Consider the following 22,716-nt stretch of genomic DNA (forward strand, 5'->3'; position numbering starts at 1 on the left):
CGACAGGCCACTTTGACCATACACAGCGGGCACGATGTCAACGGCCGGTTACCGCGCGCAATCATCGATGTGGACGGGGTATCCAGCGCGCAAGATCCGCACTGTGGACGGCGGGGTCAGCACCGTGGCCTCGCCGGCCCTAGGGCGTGGCAGCTTTCGCCGATAGGAGTTGTCCCGATCCCAAACCGTGAGGTGGTCGCTGACGACGACGGCCGCACCTAAGTCGGTAGCGACAAATACTCCGTCGGGCAGACCGTTCCAAGGGGCACGATGGCCGGCCCCGTCGATCCGCTCACCGTGTAGCTGCGCATCCATATGCTTCGCGTAAACGTTTGTCCCATAATGTGTTTCAGACAATAGCGACCGGTAGGTCTGATAGGCGCGGTGTCGACATTCACCGCATGGGCGATGACCGGCAGCCAGCGCCACGGCCTCGTCGAGGAAGAACAGTGGCGTGTACCGATTGGGTTCCCACTGCGCCACCCGGCGGCCCCGGAACGACAACACACACGTGATCCAGATCTTGTGCTGATGGTTGCGAAAAACGTCGCGTTGACCGCGGCCCTGGTGCAGACGCCCGCGGTTGCCCATCCAGGCGCCACGACCCGACACGGCAACGATCTCTCCGAGCGGTGAGACCCGGTTGCGCGCCGGCCCTTCCGTCGTCATCCCGCCCGCTCGAGGTCGAGCAGCAATCCCTTCGCCACGGACCCGCCGCGGTAGGCGCCGACGGTTCCATCGGATCGGATTACCCGATGACACGGCACGACGATGGGAATCGGGTTCGTTGCGCACGCGGTGCCGACGGCGCGTACCGCCTTGGGGGAGCCGGCCAGTTGCGCCATCGCCGCATAGCTGGTCGTCGCGCCGTAACTGATGTCGGTGTTGAGGTGTTCCAGCACCGCGCGCCGAAACCCGTGCGACAGCGACCAGTCCAGGGCAATGTCGAAGTGGCGCCGGACGCCGGCGAAGTATTCGTCGAGCTGTCGTGCGATCGGGTCCAGCCGCGCGGGGGCCTCGAGCATCCGCGGACTGATCCGCTCGGACAGAGCCAGCAGCACGCCGTCACGATCCTCGTTCTCGAACGCCACTCGGAGAAGTCCGCGAGGGGTGGCAGCCAGCAGCAGCGGCCCGACTGCGGAGTCCACTGTGCGATAGGCGATGTCTAGCAGATCGGCGGCCTGGGCGCCGATTTCCAGACGGGTGTGTAGGCGCTGCAGATGATCCGGGTCGACGGGGTAGTAGCGGTCGAGGTCGGTCGAGGTCATGGTCGTTCCTTTGCGATGTCGAGAAGAGGATATGTGCGCCGCAGGGTGGCGATGCCGTCGGCTGCGGCTCGTCGGGCAGCGGCAGCGTTGCTGTCGAGGATCGTCGCGATCTCGGAGTAGGGCAGTCCCGCCAAGTAGTGGTACGCCACGGCCTGGCGCTGCTTGGGTGGCAGCGCGCCCACGGCCGCGTCCAGATCGAGATCGTGGCCATCAGCCCGTTCCCTGGCGGGGGAGTCGGGGGTGTCGGCGACCGGGACGGCCCGCCGTGACGCCGCGCGGGTGATGTCGATGGCTTTGCGGTGCGCGATCGTGACTAGCCACGCCTCGACGTTGGCGCCGGCCGGCAATTGTGGATAAGCCCTCAATGCTGCCAGGAAGGTGTCCGACCACGCGTCGTCGGCATCGTTGTGTCCGACCACGGCACGCACGACTCGCAGCACCGTGGCACCGTGGTGTGCCACGACAGCCTCGAAGGGCGGTTTGACGTCCTGCTCGGCATTCACCTTGGCGATGTCCTCCTGCTCCTGATTTGAAGACGTCGGCGCATCGTGGAATGTGAGAAAGAGTCTTGTCGTCCGCGATGTGGGTTGGAAGTCGTACACCCACTGCTGCCAGCACCGGCACAGTGGACGCCGCATTCTTAATACGAATGACTCTAGTATCTATGTCCATGAAATCGGACCGCTCATACCCGGATAAACCCGGACATAGCTGATTAAAGTCAACATATCCACACTCGCCACCGGAGTAGCCACAAACTAGAACACGTTCTAAGGTAGGCAACACGATGCGCTAATCGCGCCCGACCGGGGCCGGTGCCAGGCGACAAGGGGTAGTGATGATCGACAGCCGCTCAGCGGATGTAGTGGTGGTGGGATTCGGGGCCGCGGGTGTATGCGCGGCACTGGAAGGCCGATCTCGCGGGGCCGATGTCATGGCGATCGACCGGTTCAACGGTGGGGGCGCCACACAGGTATCCGGCGGCATCATCTACGCCGGTGGCGGAACGTGGGTTCAACGGGCAGGCGGTATCGCCGACAGCGCCGAAGGGATGTTCGCGTATTTGCAGGCCGAGATCGGCGATGCAGTCCGACCCGAAACCCTGCGCCGTTTCGTCGATTCCAGCCCGGAGATGATCGACTGGCTCACCGCCCACGGCGTGCCCTTCGAGGCATCGGTATGTCCGTACAAGACTTCCTATCCGAACAACAAGTACTACCTCTACTACTCGGGAAGCGAGAACTCCGGGCGCTTCCGCGGCATCACTCCGCCGGTGCAGCGCGGCCACCGGGCCAAGGGGGCAGGGGCGTCCGGCAAGAAGATCTATCAACCGCTGGCCGCTGCAGCAGCGCGTCTGGGAGTGCGCACCCAATTCCACACCCGGGCAATGTCGTTGTTGACCGATCCGTCCGGCCGGGTCGTCGCCGTGCGAACCAGCACTCTTGCCGGCGCACCGGCGTGGGTTCGGCAGCGCTACCGCACGTATGCATCACTTGCCGTCAAACCGGGCATCTATTACCCGCCGCTGCGCGCGGCGATGGAAAGACGGCTGAACCACCTGGAGCGGCGCTATGCGCGTACCGTCGATATTCGTGCTCGTAAGGCCGTCATCCTTTGTGCGGGCGGCTATATCGCGAACCGCGAACTTATCGCTACGCATGCGCCGGCCTACCGCGATGGGCTGCAGCTTGGCACTACCGCAGACGACGGCAGCGGTATGCAATTGGCGGCCACCATCGGCGCTGCCGTCGATCGGCTCGACAATGTCTCGGCCTGGCGGTTCATCACCCCGCCCAGCGCATTCCTGGGCGCACTGATTGTCGACTCGCGCGGCCAGCGCATCATCGACGAAACCCGCTACGGAGCTGCCGTCGGTCACGCGATGATCCAAGACCACAACGGCCAAGGCTGGATCCTTGTCGATCAAGCGCTGCTCAGACAAGCCCGAACTGAGCTACCACAGCAGGCAATCTGGTTTCAACGGCTACAGATGGAAGCCATGCTGCGCACCGACCGCATCCGGGCAGACACCCTCGAGGAAGTCGCGATCAAGGCCGGAATCGACCCTGCGGGACTACGTCGTACAGTGGCCGCTCACAACGAGGCCGCGGGCGCAGGACAGCTCGATCCGATGGGAAAGCCCGCCGAATTCGTCCGCCCTGTCGGGCAGGGACCGTTTTCATTGATCGCGATCTCGGTCAAACGAAGCCTGATCAATCCATGCCCGATGTTCACCCTCGGCGGACTGCTCGTCGACGAACTCACCGGCGCGGTGAAAACGGTCGCCGGCGAACCGATTCCCGGCCTCTACGCTGCCGGACGCACCGCGGTCGGGATCTGTGCCAACTCTTATGTCAGCGGCCTGTCATTGGCCGATTGCATTTTCTCTGGCCGGCGGGCCGCCGAACATGCTGTCCAGGAACAACCTGCGTTACCTCCGTTCGATCCGGCGAGCGCCTGAGCCGCCAAGCGCTCAGCTCCTCAACAACGGGTAACCCGTGACCACTATCTGAGGTCGCGACCTCACGCTTGTCGACCGGTCGTCGTCTACCTATAGAGGAGGTTGAACGATGACAGCGCGGCACACGATGATCGAGAGCCCGCTGGGCGAGCTGACCCTGGTCGCCGACGGTGACATGTTGACGGGTGTGTATTTCCGGCATCATTGGCACCCGCCCACCGCAGACACGCTCGGCGAGTTCGTCGAGCCGGCCGCCGATGAATTATTCGGCCGCACCGGCGAGCAGCTGCGCGAATACCTGGCGGGAGAGCGCACCCAATTCGATCTGCCAATGGCACTGATGGGTGACCCGCGGCGGCACCGAATTTGGGATCTGCTCACCGACATCGGCTACGGACGGACGAAGACATACGGTGAGTTGGTCGCCGAACTGGCTGACGGCACCACCGCCTACGAAGTGGGCCAGGCCGTCGGGCGCAATCCGCTCAGCATCGTCGTTCCGTGCCATCGGGTGGTCGGAAAGGACGGCGCGCTAACCGGTTACGCGGGCGGGCTGAAGCGCAAGCGGTTCCTGCTGAAGCTCGAAGAGCCGGCACCCGCGGTGGCTGGCAGACTGTTCTGATGCCATCGACATGGCGTAAGCGCGTCGATGCCGCGGATTGGGAAGCGGTCGCCGCCGATATGAACGATGTCGGCGGTGCGCTGCTGCCGGAGCTGATCACCCCCGCGGAGTGCGCTTCGGTGATCGATTTGTATCCCGACGACAGTTTGTTCCGCACCATCGTCGACATGGGCCGGCACCGCTATGGGCAAGGCGAGTATCGATACTTCAAACGGCCTTATCCGCGTCCGATCGAAGACCTGAAGCAGGCACTCTATCCTCGGCTGCTGCCGATTGCCCGCGACTGGTGGACCAAGCTTGGCCGCGAAACCCCCTGGCCCGACTCCCTCGACGAATGGCTCGAAATGTGCCACAGCGCGGCGCAAACCAAGCCCACCGCCCTGATGCTCAAGTACGGGCCCGGAGATTGGAACGCCCTGCACCGAGACCTGTACGGAGACCTGATCTTTCCGATGCAGGTCGTCATCAATCTCAATGAGCCCGGAGTGGCGCATACCGGGGGCGAATTCCTGCTCGTCGAGCAGCGAGCCCGAGCTCAGTCACGTGGGACGGTCATGACGTTGCCGCAAGGACACGGCTACGTCTTCACCACCAGAGAACGGCCGGTCCGATCGACGCGGGGCTGGTCGGCAGCCCCAGTCCGGCACGGCGTTTCCGCGGTCCGTTCCGGCCAGCGCTACACGCTGGGATTGATTTTTCACGACGCGGCCTGAACATCATGACGGCCGGCTAGGGCACCATGGTGGTATGGAGCTGTACGACGTCATGCGATCCACCTCCGCAGTACGCGAATTCACCGACGATCCGCTTCCCGATGACGTTCTCGGGCGCATCCTCGACAGCGCCCGCTTTGCACCTACCGGCGGTAACCGGCAGGGCGTGCGCGCCATCGTGCTACGCGATCAGCAGACCCGTTCGGCCTTGGCGGATCTTGGGCTAACCGCTGCCCGCCGCTACACGGCACAGCTCGCCAACGGCGAATCGCCGTGGAATCCGTTGCAGCCAACCAGCTTAGACGCATCCGCGATCGAGGCTGCGCAGGTTCCCGAGCAGATGTCGGCCCCGTTTCGTGATGCGCCGGTGGTGTTGGCGATCTGTCTGAACCTCGCCGTCGTTGCCGCTACCGACCAGGACCTGGACCGTATCGCGGTGGTACCCGGCGCATCCGTGTACCCATTTGTGTGGAACGTCTTGCTGGCCGCGCGCAATGAAGGCTACGGCGGAGTACTGACCACGATGGTTGTCGCCGAGGAGAAGCGGGCGAAAGATCTTCTCGGCATACCCGACTCATACGCGATCGCGGCGCTGGTGCCGTTGGGCAGACCCGTGCGCCAAGTGACGAAGTTACGACGGCGCCCGATCTCTGAGTTCGTCACCTCGGAGCGATTCGACGGGATGCCGTTTCCCGGCTGATCGGGTTCTCCCTCGGGCCCCTCTGTCAGGGGAAGGGGCAACCGGGATTTGGGGCATCTTCGGCAAGTGGCTTTCCCGTCGGCATGATGTAGATGACTTCGAGGACCAGGGGCGTGGCGCCGAGGTTGCGGCCCAGATGAACGTGTTCGGGCCCCGCGGGTTCGGTAACCGGATCACCCGGGTGGTATACGCCGTCAATTGAGCAGTCAGCCGAATAATGGGTGAGGGTGCCGCGCTTGACCGCTCCGACTAGAGTGCCATCATGCCAGTGCCAGCCGGTACTGCCGCCCGGGTCGATGGTGATCTCCCGGACGATGAAATCTCTTCCCTCTTCCGATGATTGGGTTAGTTGAGCCGAATGCACTCCGCTGCCGGGAGTCGCAGCGCTACGCGTCGGGGGGGTAACGAGCGATAGCAAAAGGAGAACCAATACGAGTACCGCGCGACGTGAACGCATCGACCTCATCTTAACCCTGGGTCGCCTACTTTGTCATTACGCGGCGACTACTACCTCGGGTTCGCGGATATATCGTTGCTCAATGGCGAAGTCCATCAGCAGCTTTCGCATGTTCCGGCGTCCTCGATGAATGCGAGACATGACCGAACCAAGCGGTATGTTGAGGATTTCGCCGATCTCCTTGTATCGGAAGCCTTCGACGTCGGCATAGTAAACAGCCAGCTGCTGCCCCTCGGGGAGTTTCTGCAGTGCCTGGCGAACCTCGGGGTGGACGATCGAGTTGAGAGCTTCGGCCTCAGCCGACAATCGCCCGGCGCCCGGCTGTGGGGGGCCAGTGGGAATCAGATAGTCGCTCACGTCGCCGGCCAACCACTCCGTTGGGCGACGTTGTGCTGTGCGGTAGTAATTGATCCGCGTATGGTTCATGATCGTGAAAAGCCATGCGCGCAGGTTTGTCCCTTCCCTGAAGGAGGCAAATCCGACGTAAGCCTTGACTATGGTTTCCTGGACGAGGTCTTCGGTGTCTGCATGGCTTTGGCTATACCTGCGTGCCGCACGGTACAGCTGATCCCGCAACGGCATGACGTCGCGTTCGAATCGTGCTGCGAGCTCGTCGGGACTCGGGCTCGTGGACTCCTGCAGTTCGGGATTAGGCGGGGGCACCGGCATGATCGTCAACCTCGTAATCTTGAGCGCGATTGTGCCCCTTCATCAGAGCAACCAAACTTGATCGTGTCCAATGAATGGTTCTGATCTGGGCTATCAAATTTGGAGATAACGGCTGTACGGTGCGGTTTACCAGGCCAGTAGGCGACGCCGGTTACGGATCGCGAAAGGTGCTGTCGGCTGGGGTTATTAGGTTATCGACCGAGGTTGCGGTCGCGGGCGGCGCCAACGAGAGGATCAACTCGGTGAGCCTCGCAGCGGCAGGCGCGATGCGTGCTGGCGTTCCCATAGCGAGGAAGATTGGCCACACGATCTCTGGCTGCAACGGCACCGCACGGAGGTCCGGAAAGCGGCTAGCGTCGCTGGCGGGCATGAATATGGTGCCCAATCCGTGTCGGACCAGACTGGACGCGACCCCGTAATTGACTGCGGCTTCATACGGAGTGTGTGGTGTGACGCCGGCCGCCGCGAAGGCGTTCTCCACTAGTCGGCGCAATCCGAATTCGGCGGGGAAGCCGATCAGGTTCTCCTCGGCAATTTCTGCCATGCCGATGCGGTCGCGTTGCGCCAACGGATGATCGTGCCTGCAGACAAAAAGCATCGGCTCTTCAGTCAGCAGCCGCATCTGAATACCCGTGGGGAAGCGATCCGGCGCCGACACGAAGGCCAGGTCGAGCGACCCGTTCGCGATGGCTGCGAGATGTGGCGTCGAGCCCCACTGACTCAGCCGCAGCATGATTTGGACGAACGGATAGGTGCGGTGGAACTCGCCCAAAATCTTTGGGATGTCCAGCGCACCAAAGGATATGAGGGACCCCACCTCCACGGTGCCGGAGAGCTCGCCGAGGTAGTCGCTGATCGAATCCTTGGCCAGTTGAGCACCGTGGATGATGCGGCGGGCATGATCCCGAAACAACTCACCGGCCGGGGTCAGCTTGATCTGCTGCTTGGATCGATCGAACAGTTCTACGCCGAGTTCTTTCTCCAGCTTGCTGACCGATGTGGAGAGGGCGGACTGAACGACGCGAACTCGTTGCGCCGCGCGCGAAAAGCTCATCTCGCTTGCAACAGCGATGAAGTACTCAAGTTGCCGAAGCTCCATCCCTGAAATCCCATCGATGTAGTTGAAGGAATATGTCCAGATCATCGTCAGAATCGATGATTCCTGGATGCTGCTATGAGGTGTAACACCGTCCAATCGCGTTGTGTGGCCTCCGCGCGGGTACGACTTTTCGTCATCAGCTGCATCGCGATCGTTGCTACTCACTGCCGGAATGGCGATACTCCAGGGGCTCAGACAGGTGTACATAGGAGACGATGAAGTGACACGAATCGCGCCTTCCGCAGCGTTCGCCGCGGTGCCGACTGAAGGCCTCGGTCAAGGGGATCGGATCAACCTCGGCGTTGCCTCCATCGTCAGTCGCCTTCCCGCGGCGGCCGAGGCATTGGGCGCATTGACCGCGGCGCTTCGCGTCAACGGGAGTCTGTCGCCGCGGCTGCTAGAGCTGGTGCGCCTGCGCATCGCTTTTTTCAACCAATGCCGCAGCTGCATCGCAGTCCGCTACCAAAGCGCCATCGACGACGGCCTCGACGAGGATGCGGTCTGCTCGCTGGAACGACCGGCTGACGCGGAAAATCTTTCGGACGCCGAGCGTTCGGCTCTTTACTTCGCCGAGTTGTTCGCGACCAACCACTTGGCGATCGACGATGCGGTCTACGACGGATTGCGTGCGCACTTCAGCGAGGACCAGCTGGTGGAACTCGGCTTGCACTGCGCAATCGCTCTCGGGGTCGGGCGACTCTCGGCGACTTGGGATGTCAGTGACGATCTACCCGAGTTGAATGGCTCATCTGAGCGCTTGGCGCCCTGGAACTCCGGGTCGGTCGTCGCGACCGGCTAGCCAGCCGCACACGGCAGCCCGAAAAGAGAAAACGTCACTGTGACGGAATATGTTGGGGTGTTGCCTTTTAGCGCTCAGCCGCCATTGCGCCATATCGGTAGCAGTCAGAGGTTGCGTCGGCGATAGCGTCGGAGACGGTGGATATTGGCCAGCGTCGCCGAGCCGGTGAATGGACGCAGAGCAGCATCAAGGCGGGTACGGACGGCATGGGTGTCGAGGCCAATCCCAATCGCAACCAGGCAGTTGGCCGACATCCCAGGCGGCGCGATTGCAATGTGAATCGCCGCGCCGACCAGATTGACCGCGTAGGTGTGCGTAGCTGCGCCGTATCGCACCGCCACGGCGCCCTTGAGTCGGTATGCGCCTGGCGGCGGGTTCTCGAGCAAGTCGATTAGCGCGCCCGGGTCGATTTCGCCTGTGCTCGTCGCCGTGACCGAGTCGGCGTGCGAATTGTCGTGGTCGTGATTGTGGACCGCGGGGTCGGTCGATGCATCGACGAGCAGTTCGCGCAACGAGAGCTGGCCCGGCTCGTCGCGCGTTCCGGCTACGTCGTAAAGCAGTGCAGGGTCGATCTGACCGGCGACCGCTCCGACGACGGTCGCGCGTGGATTGCGTTCTCGCACGAGCCGTTCCACCCGCTCGACCGCGGCAGTGCGATCGTGCTGGGGGAGTTGGTCAAGTTTGTTGACAACGACGAGAGAGGCTACGCCGTAGCGGGCCGGCGACATAGCGCCGACATCGACGGTGTCGAAGTGTGTCGTGGCATCGACGACATCGACAAGTCCGCCGAACCGGATGCCGGGAACCTCGCTGAAGCCGATGATCCGGGCGACGGCGACAGGTTCGGCCAGCCCGCTGGCCTCGACGATGACGGCATCCAGATCGAGCCGAGGATCGGCGAGCTTGGCCAATGCGTCGTCGATCCCACCGTCATCGGGCAGGCAGCAGATGCAGCCGCCGGCGATAGATGCAGGCTCGTCGACCTGCCCGGTTACCAGCATGGCGTCGACATTGAGCTCGCCGAAGTCATTGATAATTACGCCAATTCGCGCTCCCGGACTACGAAGCACGTGGTTGAGGAGAGTTGTTTTACCGGCGCCAAGATAGCCCGTCAAGCTAATCACGGGGATCGCTCGCACACATGTCCTTCCCGTCCCACCGGCTCCCGCAGATCCGGGCACAGTGCTTGACCAGATCGGCGCTCCAAGTGTAATGCTAATGATTTTCAATAAGGCGCAACAGGCCGTTGCGGGCACGTTGGAGGTGAGCAGCGCGTGGGAGATCGTTCAATAATCTCACCGCCTCCCGTCACCGGCTTGCCCGCGCGCACCATCGCTCTCTCGATGTCAACGATGAGTACATCGGCGTGTGACGCTAGCGCGGCGCCGAAATCGAAACTTCGCGACCATGAAGCCGTCGCGAACCTCGCCCGGTCGGGGCCAGCATAGTCAGTGCGGATCAGAGCTCGCAGCAATGCGCTCGTCCGTTCCATGAACAGGAGCCAGGAATGACGATGATCCGAACAAATCGATTGGCCAGCAAAGTATTTAGTGACTGGCCGCAGCAGTGAGGTTGTGATTCACGTAACATTGACCTCGGCGCGAGAGCCGGTGATATATTCATTATATGAAATGATTGTCATATGCAACTATAGCCCATGGCGTGAAAACGACAAAAGCCGACATCGTGAATTCTGTTCCGCGCGTTGACTAATCAAGCAATTAGAGCCAAGGACGTCACAATCGCAACGGGTCTCCCAGGGCGACAGGCAATCTCGCTGAATGGCACCCGGTTGGCGCTTGTGGATGTCCCTATCCTGCCGGCCTGTCTGGGCGCCGCGTCGGGGGTATCACGAGTGTTCCAGATGGGCTCTCACGCGGTTCTCGGACGCGGGGATGGGGCCAAACTGACGGTACCAAATGCGTATTGAATATAAACGAGTGTTGGCTGCCATCAAAGCGACTCGCGTCGCACACATACCGGGCTGGCATATCGAAGCACCCAGACGGCTTGCCGCAAGTAGGCAGTCCTGAAGACGTGAGGAATTCGCTCGCAGGGCGTTCCTGGTACGTCGACTGTCGATTCAACTGTTCCCGTCAGCTCCTCCTACTCACGACAGGAGATTTCCGGTGCAGGGATGCAGATGGGATCCGAAATCGTTGCGCGCGTTGCGCGGTCGTAAGAGTCAGCTGAGGTGCATCCTCAACACACTTGACAAGGCGGCGAAAAGCCGACAGTGCAGGATCCTCCTGCTGGCGTCGCCGACTGGCAGTGGAAAGAGTCGGCTTCTGATTGAGTCGATGGTGCAGGCTGAGCGGCGGGGCTTCGCCGTTGTGGATGGACTCGCGGAGAGATTTCAGTCTCTGACGCCGCCTACCACGCGAGCCGCCCATCTGGAATCCCGCATTAGTCAGCTGATCCGCCATCAACCGGTACTCGTCGCCATCGATGATCTGCAAGCGTTAGATGCAGCCAACATCAGGGCCCTGTCTGGTCTGGTAGGTAAATTCTCCGGCGTTCCGCTGGTATGGGAATTCGCCTTAAGCTCAGGCGGCGTGGAGACGCCAGGTGCTCAATTCTTCACTGCTCTCAGTCAGGATGAGCGAGTCCAGCATCTAGAACCCCTGGGACTGCTATCAAAGTCAGCGGTCACCGAGGTCGTTCACGACCTGTTGGGGGCTGAGCCCAGCCACGATCTGGTCGTATTGTGCCAATGTTTTGATTCCAACCCCAAGACCGTGGTCGAGTTGGTGCTTAGCCTCGAACAAGACGGCGCAATCGACATCAACGATGGCATCGCGCAGTTACGAACCGATGAATCCGCGGCTAGGCCACTGCTAACCCGGCCAGAAGGACAAACTACTGCTGTCCCTGCACAACTCCTATCGCGAGTTCTGGATCGGCTTGCGGGACTGTCAGAGCCAAGTCGACGTTGCTTACAAGTCGCTGCCGTGCTCGGCCGCATGTTTTCTCCGCAGGACCTGCTGGAGATGCTCGGGTGCTCTCCCGCAGAATTGTTGGTGCCGATGTCTGACGCGGTCGCGTCAGGCCTGATCACCAGCGAGGCAGAAGAATTCACCTTTTCGCACGACTTGATTTGGCGGGCTGTCTTGGCCACCGTACCAATACCGCTAGTCTCTCTGCTGCATCGTGAGGCGGCCACCATGCTCGTTCAGCGAAAAGGCAGACACACCAAGGAATCAGCTCTGCATTTGCTGCAGTCCCCGCGGCCTGACAATGTCGAGGGTGTCGGTACAATTGCGCGTACGGCAGAGCGGCTGTTGATCGGCGCACCTGCCACTGCGGCCGCATTGGCATTGCGTGGCATGGAGATAACGCCGCACGGTAGTCGCGAACACTTCGCGATGGCGGGCACTGCGATGATTGGGCTCCTACGATCCGGGTGCCTAGAGCAATCGGCTCAGATTGCCGAAAAATTCATTGGCCAGGCCACCGAGGACACCGGCCTGATGGCAGACCGCGTCAAAGCAAGCATGGCTATCGTTATGGCGTTGCAAGGCGAAACTAACCGAGCTCTCGCCCTAACCTCAGCCTCAGATGGGGCTGCACGAAACGGGGTTTCCCGCAGTACTGACATGGTGCGGCTTGCGATCTCATCTTTCTCGCATGTCGAGACCGCCGGCGCGGTCGCCGAATCGATACTCACCGGTGCATCCCGACGGCCCGCGGACATGACGATTGCTGCGCTTTCAGTGCGCGCAACGGGCGCCTGGCGCAGGGGCAAAATCAATGATGCATTGTGCGCGATCGAAGACGCGGCTGGCCTGTGGCGGCGCTCGTCTGGCTATGCCTTCACCTCATACCCGCTATGGCAACAAGCATGGATGCTGCTGCGGTTGCAGGAGTTGGAAGCCGCCCAGACAGTAATGGAGTCTATTACCTGCGTCATCGAATCAGGCAACAGTGACGTGCTAGCAGCGGTCCCTGTGTCGCTCCGAGGCTGGTACCGATTCGCAAAAGGCGATCTTGCCGGCGCAGAACTGGATGCGTCTGAAGCGTTAGAGCGGTGCCGGGGTTATCACGCCGTGCTGCCATTTCCTTTCCTGCACGCATTGCGTGCGTTGACCGCGTTGCGCCGCGGCGAGTTGGCGAATGCTTCTGAGCGCGCGCGCCTCCTGGATGAGTCCCTCCCGCGCGACCCGTTGAATCCGCTGTGGGGAGTGCGATGTCTGGTGCTTGCGCAAGTGAACGCTGCCTGCGATGAGACCAAACTTGCGCTGGAGGCTTTGCTCGATGCGGATGACGGTCTGCAACTGACGCTGGCAGACCCCATCTCCGCTGTGTGGTGTGTTCGGTTAGCTTGCAACGCGGGAGATCGTTCGTTTGCCCGAAGATTGGTGGAGACGACCGAGATGATCAGCGCGGAGAACCCAAATATATCGCTATTCGCGAATATCGCTGCCCATGGCCGCGGCCTGCTGGATCGGGACCCTGAGGCGGTGAAAATGGCTGCCGCACACTACTCCGATCCGTGGGCTCAAGCTTCGGCGCGCGAGGATGCCGGTGTGCTACTCAGCACGGTTGACCGGGTGGGCGCAGTGTCCGAGTTAAGTACGGCGATGACCGGGTTCGCGATTCTCGACGCGAACTGGGATGCCGCTCGGCTCCGTCATCGGCTGCGTGACCTTGGTGTTCGGCGTCGGCACTGGATTCACCGAACGCGCCCCGCATCAGGGTGGGCGAGCCTAACTGATATGGAGGAGAAGGTGGCGCGGCTTGCGGCGCGAGGCCTCACTAACCGACAAGCGGCTCGAGAGCTGTTCATTTCGCCCCATACAGTCGGATTTCACCTACGCCAGATCTATCGCAAGCTGGAAATTCGATCACGCGTCGATCTGGCAAGGATCGCACAGCTTCCCGACAACATGAGGGATACTTAAAGTTTCGCCGGAGACCCTAGGTACTAGCGACAGGGTGTCGTCGAAAAGCGCTGCGCGACTGGATCGTCGGCCCACAGCTCACCATGCTAATTGCATCAAGTACTCGTAATCTGTAGGAAGTAGCTGACATAGCTCCGACGCCTCGTCGGAAAGCAACGCGAACTCCCGCTGGGCGGTGCTTGAGTCGAGCAGCGATAGAGCCGAGGGCGCCCGCAGCGAAATGCCGCCCAGCCCAATCAGCATGCAGACGTACGAGTAAGCCTCAAATCCATGGTAAGACGGAAAAATTGATTCGGCATCGGGCAACTTGGTTCGCCAACATGAGAGTCGTTCGGTGAGCGCGGCGGGTATCTCACGAGTCTTAGTGTCACGCCAGTACTTTGTATCTACACGCGCTGCCCCACGATAGTGCAGGACCAAGAACTCTCGTACACCTTCCATGCATTGCTCGACCCTCCGGTTGTATGCGTCCGCTAAGGTCTTATCCCAACGCTCATCTGGAAAGTGCTTCACCAACTGCTCTACGCCGTGTTGTATGAAAAATATTCCAGTCGACTCGAGTGGTTCGACGAAGCCACTGGACAGTCCGATCGCGACGCAGTTCCGAACCCAGGATCGTCGGCTGCGCCCGACTCGCATTCGAAGATGGTTTGCCTCAAGTTCCTCTGCAGCAGCGCCAACGAACTCTCGGAGGGTGCGTTCTGCTTCGTCAGGGCTGCAGTATGTCTCGGCGTAGACGTAGCCGGTCCCGATCCACCCTAGAAGCGGGATCGTCCAGATCCAGCCAGCATCTTGGGCTGTGGCGGTTGTATACGGATGCAGTTGCGTGCAATTCGTATCAGTCGGGACGTGCAAGGCGACCGAACGATCATTTGGGAGGTCGGGGTATGAAATAAATGGCTCCTCGAGCGTCCTGCCCAGCAGAAGACCGCGGAAGCCCGTGCAGTCGACAAATAGGTCGCCTGCTACATCCCCGCTTGCTCGTGTGCGTAGGTGGCTGATCCAACCGCGGTCGTCTTGAAGCACAGCCACAACATCGTCGCGAAGATGTCGGACCCCACGCTGCACTGCGAAGTCTCGTAGGAAGTCCGCGAGCAGCGTCGCGTCGAAGTAGTACGCGTAGGGAAACTGTGTGCCTTGCTCAGACAGTGTTGATCGGTGTGAAGCCACCAATCTGTGAGATTGAACCCGTCGACGACTCGTGGACGTTCGAAAGAATGATAGAAGTGATGGCCGGGCTCGCGCCAATTATCGAAGCGAATGCCAAGTTTATGGGTGGCGTGACACGAGGGCATCCATTCATGCTCTTCGAGGCCGAGGTATTCAAAAAATGCCGGATAGTGCTGAATGTCGCTTCGCCTACATCGATCGTGTCTACTTGCTCGGATTCGACCAGCGTTATCGCAATTCGGTCCCCAAACGCAACCTTCAGATACGACGCTGTCATCCATCCTGCAGTGCCGCCACCTACAATTACAATTCCTTGCAACATACTACTTCTCCTTAACAGTGCAACGTATTTACCTCTTAGGGCGCCGTCAATACCGAACCGCTGCACCAAATGCAAAACAGCCGTAGCCGCCGAATGCTTATGGCGAGCTATCGCCAACGCCGCGTAATTGAATTCGATGCTGAAATCCTGTGTCACGCGTAATGGCGCGATACCGCATTCGCGGTGGCGCCGGCATCCTGGATAGCTAAATTGATGCCGACCCGGTCAACGCGACATTCGAGGACACGGCGAGTTTCCTCGAAGCTGCGGCGTGTCGCCACGAAAATCACGGTTGAAGTCTGAGTGTGACTCCAAGACGACGACATCAACGCCGGCGCGGGCGAGCAGTAAGCGCAGCACAATCCCCGCAGGCCCGCCCCCGACGATGCAAGCCGCCGTCGCCAAGTCGGTCATAGTTCGTCACCCCCACCTCTCTTAGTCAAGAGTCCCTACGTCACGATCTTTCACCAAAGGCCGATGGCCACACATCACCAACGATTAACGCAGGCAGGTGGTTTTTTGGTCTCTTCGAATGCGAGACAGGTAGACGAACCCACGCGTTCCGGTGGTAGCCGCGGGTTCCTTCCGAATGGGCAGGCGATCCAAAGGCGCACTTGCCTCCGCGGTGGCCCAGCCCTGCGTCACGCTCCTTTCGATGTGCCGATCCGGGTGATGATCGAATCAAGTTCAAGGTCGAGTCTCTCCGTGGTCGTGGGGGAATTGGGTGCGCAGGGGGAGTGGCGTCCCGGGCCACCAACGGGCAAAGTGTCAATGTGACGAAATCGTGCGGGCAGGGGGGGCCTTCCTTCTTGGACTGCTGCGCCGGTATTGGCGGTCGTTCACATTGGCATGGCGAGGAACGGTGTCGAGCCGATCGCGGCGCGGAACAGTGCGTACCGGGTGGGATACGGCAGCGAGATCAGGTCGTTTGTGCGCACCGCGTCCGGTACGCCGGTACCGGTGAACTCGCTGCGAAATCGAGTGCGGCGGTGCGGTGGGCACCAAGCCGGGTGCCGTAGCCACCGGGCGCACCCAGCGCCTGATCCAGGGTGTCGATCCGGGTGACGGGGTGCCTAGGTGACGGGACGCGAGATGGCGACTGGTTCGGTCGTGATGCGGTCGGGCGATAGTCATCGATGTTGTCCTGTCACAGGATTCGGGGTCGCATGTGCGACATAGCGAACAGTGGGGTCAAGGGTCGCAAGACGACCGGTGGCACCCAGACGCCGAGCAGATTGACCCGATGCAGACGAGCGTCGAGCACCCGTCCGATACCCATCTGGTCGATGGGGTCTCGCTCGGAACCGCCGATTTCGAGGCTGAGATCCACCACGCGCCGAACTTCGACGACCTCTTCGCGTGGGGTGAAGCCGACCAGCCAGGACGGGAGTAGTCCGGACAGTCCGACGACGTTGCGGTGTGGACGGGCGAGGATCGGCGGCGGATCGGAGATCAGGTCGCCGAGGCGGCCACTCATGTGCAGGAGCTTATGGCCGCGGCGGCTTGTAATAGCGCGGATTGCGGTATCGGATAGCGACCAGTCGATCTCACCGAGCTTTTTCGGATAGCCGAGGAGTTCGCGGCCGAGGATTAGGGCGACGTCGTCGTCGAGAATCATCCAGGGGCAATGGATTCCGGTGCCTTGCAGCGTCCTGATGTGGACGAACAAGCCTGCCTCGTGATACGCCGATCCGTAATTGCAGTCGGGTAACCATGCGGTGAACACGTCCGCAGTAGGCGGTTCGGCGAGCCGAACGCCCGCCGGCAGCCATTGTCGCATCGCGTCCGGGTCGATCTCGACGGTGGCGGTGAAATAGTGCGCGTCTCGGTAGAGACTGCGGCGCGGATCGGCGATGCGCAGTGTCCGGCGCAGATCGGCCCCGAGGCTACGTCCCTGCGACCGTGTGCCAGGTTCCCAATCCATGCTCATTTCACCTTTTGATAGACGGTCCGCAAGATGGGTCCGATCAGGGCGCGTGGCGCGTATTGACCGCTGAGGAGACCCATATGGGTCCCGGTAGCAGGCGGTCGAGGTTCGCAGCCTCGGCGACCTCGGCGTATTCGGTGCGTACCGGGCCGGGCGCGAGCAGTGTGCACTGCACACCGGTACCGGACAGTTCGCTGTGCAACGACTCCGAGAGCGTGTTGGCGAACGCCTTCGTCGCCGCATAGGTGGCATTGTTGGGGCCGGGCTGATTGCCTGCTGTGGAGCCGGTGATCAGCACGGCACCTGCGCGACGGTCGAGCATCCCTGGCAGCACAGCGAGCGTGAGGTCGTGCACCGCGACAGCATTTAGCTCGACTTGTTGGCGTTCGCGGGCAGGATCAGCCTTCGCCAGCTCCCCGTAGGTGGCAAACCCGGCGTTATTGCACAGCACGGCGATCTCGCGTGCGGCAACTTCGGTACATAACGTGTCACGTGCAGCGGCATCTGAGAGGTCGACGGCGCGGATCTCCACGGCGATGTTGTGTGCCGCGGTTAGCCGGTCGGCCAGCTCTCGTAAACGGTCATCGCGGCGGGCCATGAGGATCAGCGAATATCCACGGCGCGCAAGGCCTTCGGCGAGCGCGGTGCCGATGCCGGATGAGGCGCCGGTGACGATCGCGCGCGTTGTGGTGGTGGGGTCGGGCAAACTCATGGATTTCCTTGTTCGGCTTGGGTCAGGGCTGCGTCAGGGCTCGGACGGTGACTGTCGTGCCTGCGGCGAGCAAGGTTCGAATTGCGCCAGGTCCGCGCGGTTGCGTTGCGCCGCCTGCGATGTCGCGGAAGTTCGCGGCGTGCCAGGCCAATTGCAGGTAGGAGTTGACGGGGTCGAGGCCGGGCAGTGGGAGCTGCGGTGCGCAGGGCAGCGTGGCCGGTTCCCGTTCGCCGGCGCGCAGGCGGGCCGCGATGTCGGGCTGTAGGGCGAAGGGGCGGCCGAGCCCGATCACGTCCACCGATCCGGCCGCGAGTACGTCGTTGATGAAGTCGAGGGTGCGGATGCCGCCGGTCAGCATGAGCGGTAGGGCGCTCTGTGCGCGCAATGCTTCCGCGTAGCGCAGGAAGTACGCTTCCCGACGGCGGGTGTTGTCCGCCGCGATGCCGGTCATCGCGGGCGCCTCGTAGTTGCCGCCAGAGATTTCAAGCAGGTCGACGTCGGCCCGCTCGAGGGCAAGCGCGATGTCAAGGGAATCGGCTTCCTCGAGACCACCCTGCTGGAAGTCGGCCGAATTCAACTTAACCGACAGCACGGCCGCCGGACCGATCGCGGTGCGGACGTCGGCGATGATCTCGAGCAGCAGGCGACGCCGGTTCTCGGCGTTGCCGCCGTAGCGGTCGTCGCGCCGGTTGGCCACCGGTGACAGGAATTGGGACAGCAGATAGCCGTGTGCGGCATGTACCTGCACGCCCGCGAACCCCGCGGACACAGCGAGTTCCGCAGTGCGAGTGTACCTTCGGCGCAAATCGGCGATGTCATCGATGGTCAGCGCCCGGGGTTTACGCAGGTTGAATCCGAGCGCCTGCGGGCGCAACGCGGACGGCCCGACGGGTCGCCGGTACAGCGGTCCGACCGCCACCCGCCCGGGGTGATTGATCTGCATGACCATCACCGAACCTGCGTGGGCACCGGCACGGGCCCAGCTGCCGACGGCGCCGAGGTGCCGGTCGTCTTCGAGGGTGACGTTGCGGGGCTCGACGTAGGCGCGGCGGTCGATCATCACGTTGCCAGTAACGAGCAGGCCCGCGCCACCGCGGCCCCAAGCGTGGTAGAGCTTGGTCAGAGTCTGGCTCGGTGCGCCGTCGATCTGCCCAAGTTGTTCGCTCATCGCTGCCTTTGCGATCCTGTTCGGCAATACGACGCCGCACGGCAGCGTCAACGGGCTCGCGGCAGTCACGGTGGAAGTGGAAGACATCGGTAACTCCTTGGTTGTGGGTGAGTCGGGGAAATGTCAGGCGTTCGCGCGCCCGGCGGCCAGTAAAGGACGGAGCAACCTTCGGGCAACGCCGCCTTGCGTCGGCAGTGGGAGATCGGGCACGCTGGCCATCGTCCCGGCCGGACCGCTCAGCATCCCTGCGACGGTGACAAGTCGTGTCATGGCGCGCACCAACAGCCGCCCACGCAGCACCTCCCAGCGCAGTTCCGGGCCGCCGGCGAGGATCTGCGCAGACGGCTTGGACACGATGGCGTACAGGTCGCCGATCGGTGTTGGCAGTCGCTGTTGCAGCATCGCGACCTCGGCGAGCAAACGCGCACTGTTCATCAGCAGCATCCCAGCGCCCGAACGCGGAGCGACCAGGCCGGCGAAATGCAGATTGGCCATGCCGGGCGCGAAGGTATGCGCGACGAGCTTGGGCTGTCCGTTCTCCCAATCGAGCAGTCCGTCGCGCAGGAACGGGAAGCTGGTCTTGAATCCGGTCGCCCACACGATGGTGTCGTACGCACTCTGCGTCCCGTCTGTGAAATGTACTGTGCGCCTATCGAATCGGTCGATTTCGGGGCGGATCGTGACACGGCCGTGCTTGAGGAAGTAGGGCAATTGCTGGTTTACTACCAAATCCTGGTCGAAGATCTTGTGCGTGGGCTTACGCAGTCCGAAGTGCCTGAAGCTACCCATGCCAAGAAACACGATCGAACGAAACATCGTCTCCTGCAACAGCTTCGGTAGCGGAACCGACCCGATGTCGAACGCGCTGCTCGGTATTCCGAGCACATACTTCGGTATGAACCAGTAGCTGGGTCGCAGTGACAGCTCCGACCTACCGAAGGTCAGCGCGGCCTCCACTGCCAGATCGCATCCGGAGTTGCCCGCACCGACCACCAGCACGCGCGATCCGTCGAGATCGGTCGGCCGCTTGTAGTTCTTGGAATGGATTTGCTTGCCGGTGAATTCGCCCGGATAGGTCGGCACGTTGACGTCCCAGTAGTGGCCGCTGGCCACTACGACGCCGTTGTACTCGCGGACCTGTCCATTGGCGAACTCGACGCGCCAGCCGGCGAGACCGCTGTCGTCGAGCGGCGTGACGTCTCTGACCAGAGTCTCGAATTCGATGTTGCGCTCAAGCCCGAACGTGTGCGCAAACGAGTGCAGGTAGTCGCGCATCTGAGCAGCACTCGGGAAGTCTGGGTAATCGGCAGGCATGGGATAGTCGGGGTACTCGGTCACCGCCTTCGAGCTGATTAGGTAGGTCGAGTCATACACGCCGTGGGACCAGTTACCGCCGATGGCGTCGGTCGCCTCGATGTGGTCATAGGCCAACCCCCGATCCGAGTAGGCCTTCGCAACCGCGAGGCCGGTGTATCCGGCTCCGATAATGCAGTAACGCTGCGCCACGCCGGCGGTCCTTCCGGTTGAATCTACAGTCGCTGTAGCTACAGTGACTGTAGTATTTGTGGTAGGTGGGCCGTTGTCAAGCAGGGCCCCTCGCCTCGAAAGGTTCGTCGATCTTGTGAGAACGTCTCGAAACCGCGCGTATGCGCCGCGCATGGCACCCGGCGAACGGCGTGAGCAACTGCTCGACGCAGGGCTGCGCATCATCGTCGAACACGGTGTGCACAAGGTGTCGATCGACGCGGTGGCGCGTGAGGCGGGCGTCAGCCGCCCAGTCGTCTATGGCCTCTTCGAGGATTCCGGGCAGTTGTTGCGCGCACTGCTCGACCGGGAGGAGGCCGGCGCCCTCCTGCAGATGACCGACGCCTTCCCGCGGATCGGGTCAGACGATACCGCGGCGGCGGTAGTCGACAGTCTGACAAAGTTCCTCGACGCCGTGCAATCGACTCCAGAACGCTGGCGCGCCGTCTTCATGCTCGTGGACAGCAGTACGCCAGCGTTCCGTCACCGCGTCGAGGCCGGCAGGCGCGCCTACATCGCCGCGCTTGCAGCGTTCGTGCGATCCGCGGTCCCCGACGATCGGCTCGAATCAGTTGATATTGAGATGACGGCCCGGACCCTCTTCGCGCTGACGTGGGACGCTGGGCGTCTCGTACTCGACGATCCAGCCAATTACCCACCCGCTCGCATCGCGAAGTTCGCCGATGCCACGTTTCGGGCCATGCCCGCGCTCCGCGGGCCAGATCACGCCCACCCGCCGGGATCGGCGTGCAGGTCAGACATTGTCGAGCAAGACTCATTCAAGTGCCCGGATCTCCGCGGTGCGTTTAGTGGCGGTCGGCAGCGAGATCTGCGGACCCCACCTTGAACAGCGCGGGCCGCGTCTCGAAGCTAGTTAAATAGTGCTGCACGGTCGGATCGGGGTGAACCTGCGCGTGTGGCCATCCATAAATTTGGAGCGTGTCGTCAGTACCAGTCGTTCAGAAGTCGAGCGGCAGCGAAAGCGTTGAACTGGATGTCGCATGGCGAATGGTCAATGACCCCAGCGGAACATAGCGATTCGTCACTGTGACGTTTCCGGGGGCCGTCCGGGAGATGGGCGGGGTATTGGCCGTCTCGGACTCGACAGGCGGGCCTGAGCAAACCACGGCATCAAGCATCCCTCGTCTGGGCCATGCCCTGTCGGCCGATGCCCCCATAGCAGGTGGGGGCGCGCCTGTCAGCTGCGCCAAACGTCGTCACCGCTCAAGAGGTGCGAATCCTTGCACCCAAACTCGTCGCTTGGTTTCGCATTGGCCTGTACCGATAAGCGACATTATGTCAACTTAAGTACGCCTTCGATTATCAAGCGATGGTTCGCAGCCGTAAGTTATGTTAGGCTATCCTAACTTAGGAGGCCTTGATGGCGCTACCGGCTGAAGAACCGCTCATCGCGAAAATGACTATTCGCCGGGAGCTTACGCTCCACGAATCGTGTCAACGGCTGCGTGAGTGGCAACCGCAGTGCCCGCGGACCTACGGTGTGGCAGTCCTCGGCGACGTCAACAAGCGGCGATGGTTTCCGATGGACTCCGTCCTAACCGTCGATCGCCTGCGGCTCATGTTCGAGGATGCGGCCGCAGCCGTCGATCGACGCACGGCGGGACGGATGGTGGCTGCGCGCCTGGCCCACGAGATACTTGGTCGGATGCTTCCGCTGGTGCTTGTTGAAGGTAGGGCTTGGGACGCGGGCCTGGAGAATCTGTGGGTGCACTTCGACGCCGATAACGACATCGACTGGGTAGCCGTGGTGGATCCGACACTGCGCGTGCTCCCCGATGATCCCTGCGTCCCCGAGCAGGGCAAGCGCAGCCACGTCGTTGAACGTCTGAACGGCGACACATTGGTAGTGCTGCCAAGTGAGTCGGCGCTGACTACCTGGGTAGCCCACCGCTGCCACCGGACGTTGACGCCACTATTCACCTGGCTTTACACAGTCAGCGCAGCCGCCGTCTCCGTTGCCGCGATGTGGCAGATCGTCGGGTCAGCTGTCGTAGCAGCCGCCTCCCAGCTGCCGTACACCGCAGAAGGCGCCCAGTTCATAAGCTGGCGACGAAGTCAAGCCATCCTCGACGCAATGGCGGGGTTTGGGTGCCAACTTGATTGCGACTGTTCATGGGTAACACGTCTCAGTTGAACCGGCGGTTTCCAAGTTTGCACCGCCAACTATTTTGGGACCGGACAGA

Annotated in this window: 18 protein-coding genes and 3 pseudogenes; 8 read left to right on the forward strand and 13 right to left on the reverse strand. The window is 61.9% G+C overall.

Going from position 1 to position 22,716, the window contains the following annotated elements; genetic code table 11:
• Positions 1-48: 48 nt before the first annotated feature.
• The 3 genes from H7K34_RS03250 to H7K34_RS03260 are packed head-to-tail and all read right to left on the reverse strand — an operon-like array spanning position 49 to position 1,771.
• Positions 49-669: a hypothetical protein gene (locus H7K34_RS03250; RefSeq protein ID WP_264059864.1), complete on the reverse strand. Its 621-nt coding sequence runs from the start codon at positions 667-669 to the stop codon at positions 49-51.
• The gene (locus tag H7K34_RS03255) at positions 666-1,268 is read right to left on the reverse strand and encodes a methylated-DNA--[protein]-cysteine S-methyltransferase (RefSeq protein WP_264059866.1); all 603 of its coding nucleotides are present in this window, start codon (positions 1,266-1,268) and stop codon (positions 666-668) included. The genes H7K34_RS03250 and H7K34_RS03255 overlap by 4 nt, the downstream gene beginning before the upstream one ends.
• Positions 1,265-1,771, reverse strand: a complete 507-nt coding sequence (locus H7K34_RS03260) for an RNA polymerase sigma factor (RefSeq protein WP_264060512.1) — start codon at positions 1,769-1,771, stop codon at positions 1,265-1,267. The genes H7K34_RS03255 and H7K34_RS03260 overlap by 4 nt, the downstream gene beginning before the upstream one ends.
• A 335-nt stretch (positions 1,772-2,106) precedes the next feature.
• Between H7K34_RS03260 and H7K34_RS03265 the strand changes: the two genes are divergently transcribed.
• From H7K34_RS03265 to H7K34_RS03280, 4 genes are all read left to right on the forward strand, one after another.
• Positions 2,107-3,729 (forward strand): FAD-binding protein, encoded by a 1,623-nt coding sequence (locus tag H7K34_RS03265; protein ID WP_264059869.1) that lies wholly within the window; start codon positions 2,107-2,109, stop codon positions 3,727-3,729.
• A 109-nt stretch (positions 3,730-3,838) separates the two neighbouring features.
• A complete protein-coding gene (locus H7K34_RS03270; protein ID WP_264059870.1) occupies positions 3,839-4,351 on the forward strand; it encodes a methylated-DNA--[protein]-cysteine S-methyltransferase in 513 nt (170 codons plus the stop codon).
• Complete coding sequence (locus tag H7K34_RS03275; RefSeq protein WP_264059871.1) at positions 4,351-5,064, forward strand: 2OG-Fe(II) oxygenase; 714 nt, start codon at positions 4,351-4,353, stop codon at positions 5,062-5,064. The genes H7K34_RS03270 and H7K34_RS03275 overlap by 1 nt, the downstream gene beginning before the upstream one ends.
• Before the next feature lie 34 nt (positions 5,065-5,098).
• The gene (locus H7K34_RS03280) at positions 5,099-5,764 is read left to right on the forward strand and encodes a nitroreductase family protein (RefSeq protein WP_264059873.1); all 666 of its coding nucleotides are present in this window, start codon (positions 5,099-5,101) and stop codon (positions 5,762-5,764) included.
• Positions 5,765-5,789: 25 nt separating this feature from the next.
• On the opposite strand, the gene H7K34_RS03285 is transcribed toward H7K34_RS03280, so the two are convergent.
• The 3 genes from H7K34_RS03285 to H7K34_RS03295 all read right to left on the reverse strand — a co-directional run bounded on the left by H7K34_RS03285 (position 5,790) and on the right by H7K34_RS03295 (position 7,989).
• A complete protein-coding gene (locus tag H7K34_RS03285) occupies positions 5,790-6,128 on the reverse strand; it encodes a cupin domain-containing protein (protein ID WP_264059874.1) in 339 nt (112 codons plus the stop codon).
• Positions 6,129-6,257: 129 nt separating this feature from the next.
• Positions 6,258-6,890, reverse strand: a complete 633-nt coding sequence (locus tag H7K34_RS03290) for a sigma-70 family RNA polymerase sigma factor (RefSeq protein WP_264059875.1) — start codon at positions 6,888-6,890, stop codon at positions 6,258-6,260.
• Between the two features lie 151 nt (positions 6,891-7,041).
• Entirely contained in the window at positions 7,042-7,989 is a 948-nt protein-coding gene (locus H7K34_RS03295) for a LysR substrate-binding domain-containing protein (protein ID WP_308203141.1), read from the reverse strand.
• Between the two features lie 220 nt (positions 7,990-8,209).
• On the opposite strand from H7K34_RS03295, the gene H7K34_RS03300 reads away from it, so the two are divergent.
• A complete protein-coding gene (locus tag H7K34_RS03300) occupies positions 8,210-8,788 on the forward strand; it encodes a carboxymuconolactone decarboxylase family protein (protein ID WP_264059878.1) in 579 nt (192 codons plus the stop codon).
• Positions 8,789-8,892: 104 nt separating this feature from the next.
• Here H7K34_RS03300 and H7K34_RS03305 read toward each other — a convergent pair whose 3' ends face one another.
• Entirely contained in the window at positions 8,893-9,927 is a 1,035-nt protein-coding gene (locus H7K34_RS03305) for a CobW family GTP-binding protein (protein ID WP_264059880.1), read from the reverse strand.
• A 1,161-nt stretch (positions 9,928-11,088) separates the two neighbouring features.
• Here H7K34_RS03305 and H7K34_RS03310 point away from each other — a divergent pair.
• A complete protein-coding gene (locus H7K34_RS03310) occupies positions 11,089-13,689 on the forward strand; it encodes a helix-turn-helix transcriptional regulator (RefSeq protein ID WP_264059883.1) in 2,601 nt (866 codons plus the stop codon).
• A 78-nt stretch (positions 13,690-13,767) separates the two neighbouring features.
• Here H7K34_RS03310 and H7K34_RS26855 read toward each other — a convergent pair.
• The 6 genes and pseudogenes from H7K34_RS26855 to H7K34_RS03340 form a co-directional block, all read right to left on the reverse strand.
• A pseudogene (locus H7K34_RS26855) lies at positions 13,768-15,181 on the reverse strand (tryptophan halogenase family protein).
• A gap of 270 nt (positions 15,182-15,451) precedes the next feature.
• A pseudogene (locus H7K34_RS03320) lies at positions 15,452-15,595 on the reverse strand (FAD-dependent monooxygenase); the annotation flags it as partial.
• Positions 15,596-16,328: 733 nt separating this feature from the next.
• Positions 16,329-17,105 carry an acetoacetate decarboxylase family protein gene (locus tag H7K34_RS03325; protein ID WP_264059886.1) on the reverse strand — a complete coding sequence of 259 codons (777 nt, stop codon included), beginning with the start codon at positions 17,103-17,105 and terminating at the stop codon, positions 16,329-16,331.
• Between the two features lie 2 nt (positions 17,106-17,107).
• A pseudogene (locus H7K34_RS03330) lies at positions 17,108-17,820 on the reverse strand (SDR family NAD(P)-dependent oxidoreductase).
• Between the two features lie 22 nt (positions 17,821-17,842).
• A complete protein-coding gene (locus tag H7K34_RS03335) occupies positions 17,843-19,075 on the reverse strand; it encodes an NADH:flavin oxidoreductase/NADH oxidase family protein (protein WP_264059887.1) in 1,233 nt (410 codons plus the stop codon).
• Positions 19,076-19,111: 36 nt separating this feature from the next.
• Positions 19,112-20,494, reverse strand: a complete 1,383-nt coding sequence (locus H7K34_RS03340; RefSeq protein WP_264059888.1) for a flavin-containing monooxygenase — start codon at positions 20,492-20,494, stop codon at positions 19,112-19,114.
• 151 nt (positions 20,495-20,645) lie between these two features.
• Here H7K34_RS03340 and H7K34_RS03345 point away from each other — a divergent pair, with 151 nt between their 5' ends.
• Positions 20,646-21,359, forward strand: a complete 714-nt coding sequence (locus tag H7K34_RS03345) for a TetR/AcrR family transcriptional regulator (RefSeq protein WP_264059889.1) — start codon at positions 20,646-20,648, stop codon at positions 21,357-21,359.
• A 654-nt stretch (positions 21,360-22,013) separates the two neighbouring features.
• Entirely contained in the window at positions 22,014-22,667 is a 654-nt protein-coding gene (locus tag H7K34_RS03350; protein WP_308205431.1) for an iron reductase, read from the forward strand.
• Positions 22,668-22,716: the final 49 nt, after the last annotated feature.

Origin of the sequence: Mycobacterium montefiorense (assembly GCF_025823255.1) — a bacterium.
GTDB classification, from domain to species: domain Bacteria; phylum Actinomycetota; class Actinomycetes; order Mycobacteriales; family Mycobacteriaceae; genus Mycobacterium; species Mycobacterium montefiorense.